The organism is Sphingomonas sp. (assembly GCF_035758555.1).
In the GTDB taxonomy this organism is placed as follows: domain Bacteria; phylum Pseudomonadota; class Alphaproteobacteria; order Sphingomonadales; family Sphingomonadaceae; genus Sphingomonas_B.
Genome location: NZ_DASTXI010000006.1, coordinates 18,229 through 27,676 on the forward strand (window position 1 = coordinate 18,229; position 9,448 = coordinate 27,676).

The 9,448-nt window shown below is 67.9% G+C and carries 12 protein-coding genes; 11 read left to right on the plus strand and 1 reads right to left on the minus strand.

Going from position 1 to position 9,448, the window contains the following annotated elements:
• Nucleotides 1-41 precede the first annotated feature (41 nt).
• The 10 genes from VFT73_RS00325 to VFT73_RS00370 are packed head-to-tail and all read left to right on the plus strand — an operon-like array spanning nt 42 to nt 7,109.
• The gene (locus tag VFT73_RS00325) at nt 42-1,016 is read left to right on the plus strand and encodes an SPFH domain-containing protein (RefSeq protein ID WP_326408101.1); all 975 of its coding nucleotides are present in this window, start codon (nt 42-44) and stop codon (nt 1,014-1,016) included.
• Entirely contained in the window at nt 1,016-1,465 is a 450-nt protein-coding gene (locus VFT73_RS00330; protein ID WP_326408102.1) for an NfeD family protein, read from the plus strand. Before VFT73_RS00325 ends, VFT73_RS00330 begins: the two co-directional genes overlap by 1 nt.
• Nucleotides 1,466-1,515: 50 nt before the next feature.
• The gene (locus VFT73_RS00335) at nt 1,516-2,010 is read left to right on the plus strand and encodes a sel1 repeat family protein (protein ID WP_326408103.1); all 495 of its coding nucleotides are present in this window, start codon (nt 1,516-1,518) and stop codon (nt 2,008-2,010) included.
• 37 nt (nt 2,011-2,047) lie between these two features.
• Nucleotides 2,048-2,752, plus strand: coding sequence for a response regulator transcription factor (locus VFT73_RS00340; protein ID WP_326408113.1), 705 nt, complete (start codon nt 2,048-2,050; stop codon nt 2,750-2,752).
• A complete protein-coding gene (locus tag VFT73_RS00345; RefSeq protein WP_326408104.1) occupies nt 2,721-4,280 on the plus strand; it encodes a sensor histidine kinase in 1,560 nt (519 codons plus the stop codon). Before VFT73_RS00340 ends, VFT73_RS00345 begins: the two co-directional genes overlap by 32 nt.
• Nucleotides 4,277-4,696 carry an HPr kinase/phosphatase C-terminal domain-containing protein gene (locus tag VFT73_RS00350; RefSeq protein ID WP_326408105.1) on the plus strand — a complete coding sequence of 140 codons (420 nt, stop codon included), beginning with the start codon at nt 4,277-4,279 and terminating at the stop codon, nt 4,694-4,696. Before VFT73_RS00345 ends, VFT73_RS00350 begins: the two co-directional genes overlap by 4 nt.
• Nucleotides 4,693-5,619 (plus strand): RNase adapter RapZ, encoded by a 927-nt coding sequence (gene rapZ / locus VFT73_RS00355; RefSeq protein WP_326408106.1) that lies wholly within the window; start codon nt 4,693-4,695, stop codon nt 5,617-5,619. Before VFT73_RS00350 ends, rapZ begins: the two co-directional genes overlap by 4 nt.
• 16 nt (nt 5,620-5,635) lie before the next feature.
• Nucleotides 5,636-6,040: a PTS sugar transporter subunit IIA gene (locus VFT73_RS00360; protein ID WP_326408107.1), complete on the plus strand. Its 405-nt coding sequence runs from the start codon at nt 5,636-5,638 to the stop codon at nt 6,038-6,040.
• Nucleotides 6,037-6,309: an HPr family phosphocarrier protein gene (locus VFT73_RS00365; protein WP_326408109.1), complete on the plus strand. Its 273-nt coding sequence runs from the start codon at nt 6,037-6,039 to the stop codon at nt 6,307-6,309. Before VFT73_RS00360 ends, VFT73_RS00365 begins: the two co-directional genes overlap by 4 nt.
• On the plus strand, nt 6,309-7,109 hold the full coding sequence (locus VFT73_RS00370) for an RNA methyltransferase (RefSeq protein WP_326408110.1): 801 nt from the start codon (nt 6,309-6,311) through the stop codon (nt 7,107-7,109). The genes VFT73_RS00365 and VFT73_RS00370 overlap by 1 nt, the downstream gene beginning before the upstream one ends.
• On the opposite strand, the gene VFT73_RS00375 is transcribed toward VFT73_RS00370, so the two are convergent.
• On the minus strand, nt 7,106-7,795 hold the full coding sequence (locus VFT73_RS00375; protein ID WP_326408111.1) for a cyclic nucleotide-binding domain-containing protein: 690 nt from the start codon (nt 7,793-7,795) through the stop codon (nt 7,106-7,108). The genes VFT73_RS00370 and VFT73_RS00375 overlap by 4 nt on opposite strands.
• A gap of 172 nt (nt 7,796-7,967) precedes the next feature.
• Between VFT73_RS00375 and VFT73_RS00380 the strand changes: the two genes are divergently transcribed.
• Nucleotides 7,968-9,368, plus strand: coding sequence for a multiheme c-type cytochrome (locus VFT73_RS00380; RefSeq protein WP_326408112.1), 1,401 nt, complete (start codon nt 7,968-7,970; stop codon nt 9,366-9,368).
• Nucleotides 9,369-9,448: the final 80 nt, after the last annotated feature.

Genomic DNA, 9,448 nt, shown 5'->3' on the forward strand with positions numbered 1-9,448 from the left:
CTCCGAATGCGTCGCATCATTGATGCGTTGGGGAGGCAAATATGGCCGTTACTGCCACTTTCTTCATTCTCGTGCTGGTGCTGTTCTACCTTGCAACCAGTGTGAAGGTCGTTCGCCAGGGCTATGAATACACGATCGAACATTTCGGCCGCTTCGTGACGGTCGCGAAGCCGGGGTTCAATTTCTACCCGGCTTTTTTCTACCGGGTCGGCCGCCGCGTGAACATGATGGAGCAGGTGCTCGATATTCCGGGGCAGGAGATCATCACCAAGGACAATGCGATGGTCGCGGTCGACGGCGTCGTGTTCTTCCAGGTGCTCGATCCGGCCAAGGCCGCTTACGAAGTCTCCGACCTCTACACCGCGATCATGCAGCTGACGACGACCAACCTGCGCACGGTGATGGGATCGATGGACCTGGACGAGCTGCTGTCCAAGCGCGACGAGATCAACGCGCGGCTGCTCTCGGTCGTTGATCACGCGACCAGCCCGTGGGGCGTCAAGATCACGCGCGTCGAGATCAAGGATATCCGCCCGCCGCAGGACATTTCAAATGCGATGGCACGGCAGATGAAGGCGGAGCGCGAGAAGCGCGCCGCGATCCTGGAGGCCGAAGGCCTGCGCGCGTCCGAGATTCTGCGCGCCGAGGGCGAGAAGCAGTCGCAGATCCTGCAGGCGGAAGGCCGGCGCGAGGCGGCGTTCCGCGACGCCGAGGGCCGCGAGCGCGCGGCCGAGGCGGAGGCGAAGGCGACCAAGATGGTCAGCGACGCGATCGAGACCGGCAGCGCACAGGCGATCAATTATTTCGTCGCGCAGAAATATGTCGAGGCGGTGAGCCGGTTCGCCGAATCCGCGAACGCCAAGACGATCCTGTTCCCGGTCGAGGCGACGCAGCTGATCGGCACGCTGGGCGGCATCGGCGAGATCGCGCGGGAGGCGCTTGGCCGCGAAAGCGCGGCGTCCGCTGCGCCGGCGATCGAACGCCCGCGCAAGGGACCATTCGAGGGGCAGGCCTGATGCCGCTGGATTTCGACGCCTATTGGTTCTGGCTGATCATCGCCGTGATCCTGGGCACGGCCGAGCTGCTGCTGCCGGGCGTGTTCCTGATCTGGGTGGCGATGGCGGCGGCGATCACCGGGCTGATCACCTTCGCCGCCGATCCGCCCTTTGCCGGACAGCTTATAATTTTCGCGGTGACGGCGGTCGCCGCGACCGTAGGCGGCCGGCGCTGGTATTCGGCCAACCCGATCCCCTCGGCCGACCCCTTGCTCAACGACCGCGCGGCGCGGCTGGTGGGCGAGACGGTCGAGCTGACCCGCGCGATCGTGAACGGGCACGGCCGCGCCCGCGTCGGCGACAGCGAATGGAACGTCCGCGGCCCGGACGCGCCGATCGGCACCTGCATGCGGGTGGTCGGCCAGGAGGATGGTGCACTGGTCGTGCGGCCGGTGACAGCAATCGAATGATCGCGCGGCTGATCACCCCCATCTTGCTCCTGATCGCTGCGGCTCCGGCTGTGGCCAAGCGGCCCGCCTGCCCGGATCCGCGCGCGCGGCAGATCGCGCTACTGGTCGCCGACACGAATGGCGACGTAACGCTGATCGTTGCCCGAATCCGCGATCGGCTGAGCACCGAAGACGCGGCCTGCTGGGCTGCGCGCGGCGACAAGCCGATGCTGCTGGAGCTGGCCAAGCGCCTGGAAACCGGCGACGGAATCGCGCAGGACGTCGAACGGGCGGAGGATCTCTATCAAGCCGCCGCCAGGCCGACTGTCGGCACGATCTACGTCTACTCGCCGGGAGTCGGGAAATCACCCGGGATGGTGCTGCCGGTCCGAACGGGGCCCGACGTTCCGGGCCTTCCCGAAGCGGCCTATCGCCGGGCGCTGATGCACATCGAAGGCCGCGCGGCCAAGCCGTCGCCGCGCAAGGGATTCTCGATCCTGAGGAAGCTGGCAAAGAGCGGCTATGCGCCGGCGGTCGCGCGGCTGGCCGCCCTGCCGCACACCTGACATTGCCGCCGGCGACGCCAGCCTTTACCTAGCGCCGATGGCCGCCACGATCGCCTTGGTCGACGACGACCGCAATATCCTGACTTCGCTGTCGATCGCGCTGCAGTCCGAAGGCTTCGTCACGCGCCTCTATTCGGATGGCGAGGCGGCATTGAAGGCGCTGCTCGACAATCCGCCCGACATTGCCGTCTGCGACATCAAGATGCCGCGGATGGACGGGCTGGAGCTGCTGCGGCGGCTGCGGGAGAAAAGCGCGCTTCCGGTCATCTTCCTCACCTCCAAGGACGACGAGCTGGACGAGGCATTGGGTCTCGCGCTCGGGGCCGACGATTATATCGCCAAGCCCTTTTCGCAGCGGCTGCTGATCGCCCGTATCCGCGCGATCCTGCGCCGGGTCGAGCTCAGCAAGCCGCAGGCCGCATCCGACGAGGCGGTCGGCGAACCGCTGGTGCGCGGCGAGCTGGAAATGGACCCGGCACGCCACCGCGTGACCTGGAAAGGCAAGGACGTGACGCTGACCGTCACCGAATTCCTGATCCTCGAATCGCTGGCGCAGCGGCCGGGCGTGGTCAAGTCGCGCAACCAGCTGATGGACGCGGCCTATCACGACGACGTCTATGTCGACGACCGCACCATCGACAGCCACATCAAGCGGCTGCGGCGCAAATTCCGCCAGGCCGACCCGCAATTCGATGGCATCGAGACGCTGTATGGCGCCGGATATCGATTCGCCGAGAGCTGAACCGCCGATCCGCTGGTCGGGGCGCGTTTCGCTCACCACGCGAATCCTGGCGGTCAATGTGTTCGCGCTGGCGCTGCTCGCCGGCGGCTTCTTCTACCTGGAAAGCTATCGCGCGCGGCTGATCGACTTCCGCATTGCACGTGCCGTGCGCGAGCTGAGCCTGGTCGACGAGGCGATCGCGGTCGCGCCGAAGGCGGAAATCCCCGCCATGCTGTCGCGCATGGCCAGGAAGACCGGCACGCGGCTGCGCTTCTACGGTGCCGACGGCAGGCTGCAGGTCGACAGCTGGCGGATATCGGGACCGAATTACACGTTGCGCGACCCGGCCGAAGAAGCCTGGCAGCGCCACGCCGCCCGCTTCCTCGATCGCGCGATCGACTTCGTCGCGCGGGCCGCGACGCCGCACGACTATGTCGAGCCGGAACCGGACCGCGCCACCGCCTGGCCGGAGCTCCGAACGGCGCTTGTCACCGGCAAGGCGATCGGCGCGGAAAGCTTCGCGCCCGACCGGACCTTCATGATCACCGCAGCCACCCCGGCCGAGGGCGGCGCGCTGCTGATGACGACCAACGCGCGCGACGTGACCCGGATCGTGCGCGCCGAGCGGTTCCGCGTCGGCGTGCTGCTGCTGGTCGTCGCGGCGCTGTCGGTCGCGCTGTCCTTCTTTCTCGCCCGGACGATCGTCCGCCCGTTGCGGCGGCTCGCACGGGCGGCGGTGCGCGTCCGGCTCGGGCGGGATCGCGAAGTGACGGTGCCGCGGCTGCCGCGACGGCGCGACGAGATCGGCTCGCTGGCCCAGGCGCTCAGCGACATGACCCAGGCGCTCAGGCATAGGATCGACGCGACCGACGCCTTCGCCGCGGACGTGACGCACGAACTGAAAAACCCCCTCGCCTCTCTGCGCTCGGCCGCCGACGCGCTACAGCGCGTGTCGGACTCCGACCAGCGCGCGCAGCTGATGGCCATCATCCAGGATGATGTCCGGCGGCTCGACCGGCTGATCACCGATATTGCGGAAGCATCCCGCCTCGACGCCGAGCTGTCGCGCGCGCGCTTCGAGACGGTCGATCTGGGCCGCGTGATCGAGAGCATCGTGCGGGAGCGCGAGATGCGCGGCCCCAATCCGCGCGGCGTGCAGGTCGCGTTCGCGCGGCCGCGGGTCGATACCGCCGTCGTACGCGGCGACGAATTCCGGCTGGCACGGATCGTCGAGAACCTGCTCGACAACGCGATCTCCTTCTCGCCGGACAAAGGGCTGGTGCAGATCACCGCGACCCGTTCCGGGCCGGAAGTGATCGTGCGCGTCGAGGATCAGGGACCGGGCGTGCCGCCCGAGCTCAGCGAATCGATCTTCCGCCGCTTCACCAGTGTCCGGTCCGACGAGGACCCGAGCCATTCGGGCCTGGGGCTCGCCATCGCCCGCGCGATCGCCGACGGGCATGGCGGCAAGCTGGAAGTCGAGACGCAGGACGAGCGTCCCTCGGGCGCCGCGTTCACCCTCCGCCTCCCCGCCTTCGGCGAACCATGAGCACGCTGTTCCACGCGAGCTGCGTTGCGATCGGCGGGCGCGCGCTGCTGATCGCCGGCGATTCCGGCAGCGGCAAGTCGGACCTGGCGCTGCGGCTGATCGATCGCGGCGCGGTGCTGGTCAGCGACGATCAGGTTGTGCTGAGCGTCGATGACAATCGGCTGGTGGCATCCGCACCGGCGACCATCACCGGCCAAATCGAGGTGCGCGGCTTGGGAATCATGGCTATGGATTATCGCAGTCCCATGCCTGTGGCCCTGCTGATCGACCTCGCCGCTCCCGTCGAGCGCATGCCGGAGCCGCGCGGCCGGGAGCTTTGCGGCGTGTCGGTGCCCGCGGTCGCGCTCGATCCGTTCGAGGCATCGGCACCGATCAAGGCCGAGCTGGCGCTGCGCGAATGGGGGCTCCACGTATGAACGAGCGGCTCGATCCCGAACGCATCCTGCTGGTGACCGGCATGTCGGGCGCGGGCAAGTCGACTGCGTTGAACACCCTCGAGGATCTGGGCTGGGAAGTCGTCGACAACCTGCCGCTGAAGCTGCTCGACCGACTGCTCGACACGCCGCCGGTGGAAGGCGCCGATCACCGCCCGCTCGCGATCGGCATCGACAGCCGCACGCGCGCCTTCGACGCCGCGGGTGTGGCGCGCCGCGTCGCCAAGCTGCGCCAGCGCGCGCACTACGATGTCGCGATGCTGTTCCTCAATTGCTCGGGCGCCGAGCTGGAGCGGCGCTATGACGAAACCCGGCGACCGCACCCGCTCGCCCTCGATCGCCCCGCAATCGACGGGATCATGCGCGAACGCGACCTGCTCGCGCCGCTTCGCGAAGCGGCGGATTATCTGATCGACACCAGCCAGCTCAGCCGCGCCGAGCTGCAGAACGAGCTGCGCACCCGGTTCGGCGACGAGACCGGGCCGGAGACGGTGCTGACCGTGATGTCGTTCGGCTTCGCGCGGGGCCTGCCGCGCAATGCCGACCTGGTGTTCGACATGCGCTTCCTGCGCAATCCGCACTGGGATCGGGAGCTGAAGCCGATGACTGGCCTCGATTCGGCAGTCGGCGACTATATCGCCGAGGACACGGCCTACGAAGGCGCGGTCGCGCAGATCGAGAAGCTGCTGCTGACGCTGCTTCCCCGCTACGCGAGCGAAGGCAAGGCTTATGTGACGGTGGCGTTCGGCTGTACCGGAGGGAGACACCGCTCCGTCCATGTCGCCGAACGGGTCGCTCGCCGGTTGCGCGAGGCGGGATTTTCGCCCACGGTCGCGCATCGCGACCTCGCCACCGCGCCACGCGACGCGGTCGAAGAGCTTAGGGCACACGCCGGGCCTCGCTGAAGGATTTTGAGACGACATGATTGGACTTGTGCTGGTGACCCACGGACGGCTCGCCGCGGAATTCGTGGTCGCGATGGAGCACGTCGTAGGCCCGCAATCCGCCGTCGAGGCGATCTGCATCGGCCCCGACGACGATATGGAGATGCGCCGGGGCGACATTGCCAAGGCGATCCGCAAGGTGGAGGCGGGCCGCGGCGTGATTGTGCTGACTGACCTGTTCGGGGGCACGCCCTCCAACCTCGCCATCTCGCTGATGCAGCCGGGCAAGGTCGAGGTGATCGCCGGCATCAACCTGCCCATGCTGATCCGGCTGGAAGGCGCGCGGCGGACGATGAACGTCAAGGACGCGGTCGCCGCGGCCCGGGAGGCCGGGCGCAAATATATCTCGGTCGCTTCGGAAGTGCTCGGCGAGGCGGCATGAGCGAGATCGTCCGGACGGTCTATATCGCCAACAAACGAGGCCTCCACGCCCGCGCCAGCGCCAAGTTCGTCACGCTGGCGAGCGGCCTGCCGGCCAGGGTCGAAGTCCGCAAGGACGGCGCCAGCGTCACCGGCACGTCGATCATGGGCTTGATGATGCTGGGCGCGGCTATGGGCGACCAGATCGAGATCAGCGCCACCGGCGACGGCGCCGAGGAAGCGGTCGCGCAGCTGGCCGGGCTGGTCGAGAACAAATTCGGCGAGGACTAGTGCGCCAGATCACCGGATTCTCGAACGAAACGGTCAAGCGGGTCCGGAGTCTGCGCGACAAGAAGCATCGCCGGCGCGAAGGGCTGTTCCTGGCCGAAGGGCTGCGCATCCTGACCGAGGCGCGCGCGACCGGGGCTCTGCCCGAGATCCTGTTCTTCTCGCACGATGGCGCCGGCCATCCGCTGGCGCAGGGCCTGATCAGCGCGACCGAGCATGCCGGCGGCGACGTGATCGAGACGACGCCCGACATTCTTTCCAAGCTTTCCGGCAAGGACAATCCGCAGACGCTGGTCGGTGTCTATCGCGACCGGCTGACGCCGCTGGAACAGGTGGACCGCGCGCGCGCCGGCACCTGGATCGTGGCGCAGGCGCTGCGCGACCCCGGCAATCTCGGCACGATCCTAAGGACCAGCGACGCGGTCGGCGGCGGCGGGCTGATCCTGGTCGACGATTGCGTCGATCCTTTTTCTGTCGAGGCGGTGCGGGCGAGCATGGGCGCCCTGTTCACCCAGACGATTGCGGCGGCGCGCTGGGATGCGTTCGTCGCCTGGCTGCGTCAGGGGCCGGCGCAACTGGTCGGCACAAGCCTCAGGACCGACACCGACTATCAGACGCCACGCTATCTGGCACCGACCTTCATCCTGGTCGGCAACGAAGCGCAGGGTCTGCCGGTCGCCTATGAGCAGGAATGCGACCTGCTGGTGAAAATGCCGATGCGCGGCAAGGCCGACAGCTTGAACGCCGCGATCGCGACCGCGGTGATGGCCTATGAGGTGCTGAACCAGCGGCGCGCGCGCTAGCGCAGTCCCCCCGCCTCGGCCACGGCGCGGTTCATTTCCTGGAGCTTGTGGCGGAGCGCTGCCGCGAAGCTCTGCTCGACCGCATGGCGGACGTCGTGGTGCGCATCCAGGTAGAGACGCAGCGACTGCGCCGGCGCGCACCACATGCGGGCAGCCCGGGCGAGCGTGACGGTGGCGCTGGCGGTGTCGCCGGAGAGCACGGTCACTTCGCCGATCAGGTCGCCGGTGCCGAGCTTGCCGACCTGCTTGCCGCCGTTCGTCACCTGTGCATCGCCGCTCGCCAGATAAAAGAGGTGCGTGACCGGCTCGCCTTCGCGAATCAGCGCCTCGCCCGCCTGACCGGTCAGCCAGAAGCCCTGATCGAGGAAATGCCGCGCCCGGGCCCGCGGCAGCCCTTTCAGCAGCGTCGTCAGCATCGGTTCCTCGTCGGCGCTGAAGCGGACCGCGGCGTTGCTGCGCACGAACTGGAGCAGCAGCACTGCATTCACCAGCAACAACAGCGTGTTCCAGAACAAGGCCGCCGGCTGGAACGAAAAGACGCCGCTCGCAAGAATGCCCATCACCGCCGCCGCCGACACGCCGATGCGCACGCGCGCCAGCCGCGCCGGCAGCATCGCGGCGACCAGCAGCAGATATTGAAGGTGCCCCGTCGCCCAGGCCAGTTCCGATCCCGCCCCGCTTTCCATAGCCCCTCCTGCGTGCCTGTCCCTTATGCGCCCAACCCGATTCGGCTGACAATATGCATGCCGACCGTTTCGGACCCGCTTGCCACCGGCGCCGCTTGCCCGCATACAAGTGCGAAACAAAACCGGCGGGTCGCGCGCCATAAACCGGTCAATGGGGGAGCCAGCGCGGAGCATGAGTGGGGTAATTGCCAGCCTGCGCACCCGTGCAGCGGCCTGCCTGGCCTTCTGCCTGTGCCTCGGATTGACGCTCGCCGCGCTCGCGATCGCTTTCGGAAGCTCTTCGTCGACGGCCGAAGCCGCGGGAGTCGACTCGGCGACGCATCTGGGCGTGGCGAGCTGCGCGGGATCGACCTGCCACGGCCGCCAGGAAGGCGACGGCAAGGTCGTCCGCCAGGACGAAATCAAGCTGTGGCAGGAAGATTCGTCGGCCGGCGGCACCCATTCGCGCTCGCTGCGGCTGATCTCCGGCCCGCGCGGCCAGGCGATCGCGGCGCGCCTCGGCATCGGCGATCCCGCCAACGCACCGATGTGCCTCGGCTGCCATGTCGACCCTGCGGCGAACCGCGGCCCGCATTTCCAGAAGAGCGACGGCGTCGGCTGCGAAGCCTGTCACGGCGGCGCGCAGAACTGGATCCAGACGCATTACACGGTCGGCGCCAGCCATGCCCGCAATGTCGCGCAGGGCATGATCCCGCTCGACAATCCCAAGATGCGCGCCGGTGTCTGCCTCGACTGCCATTTCGGCAGCGCCGATGCGGGCCAGTTCGTCAATCACCGGATCATGGCGGCCGGCCATCCGCGCATCGTGTTCGAGCTCGACCTGTTCTCGACGCTGCAGCAGCACCACAATGAGGACGCCGACTATATCCGCCGCAAGGGCCGCACCGACGATGTGCGGCTGTGGGCGACCGGCCAGGCGATGGCGCTCGAACGCTCGCTGACGCTCTATTCGAACCCCGGCCGCGGCACCGAAGGCGTGTTCCCCGAATTCTATTTCTTCGATTGCCACACCTGCCACCGCCGCATTTCCGACGAACCGTCGGCGCGTCCGTCGAACATCGCCAATCCGGCGCGGCCGATCCCGGAAGGCATGCCCGCCTATAACGACGAGAACATGATCATGCTGTCGGCTGCGGCGCGGGTCGTCGCGCCGGAGCTCGGCCGACGCTTCGACGCCGACGCCAAGGCGTTCCACGCCGCGCTCGCCAGGGACCGGTCGAGCGCTGTCGCCGCCGCCGCGCGGCTGCGCGAAACCGCAGGCGCGCTCGCCGATGCCTTTGCGCGGCGCTCGTTCGGCACGGCGGAAACATTCGCGATCGTCGATTCGATCGCCAGCGATGCGATCAGCCCGCGCTTCACTGACTACGAAGGCAGCGTTCAGGCGGTGATGGCGGTCGACACGCTGCTGAACGCGCTGGTCAATTCGCGCGCGGTAAACGGCGGCGCGGTCGCTTCGACCCGCGCCGAAATCAACCGCGCCTATGCGGCAGTGAAGAACCCGAACGACTATCGACCCCTCGAATTCCGCCGCGCCCTGGGCGGTGCGGTGCGGACCATCCGGACACTGCGTTGATGCGTAAAGGCGTTCTGTTCTCAAGCTGCGGCGCAGCCGCGCATCGTTCCACGGCCGCTCTGGCCGCGGTTGCGCTGCTC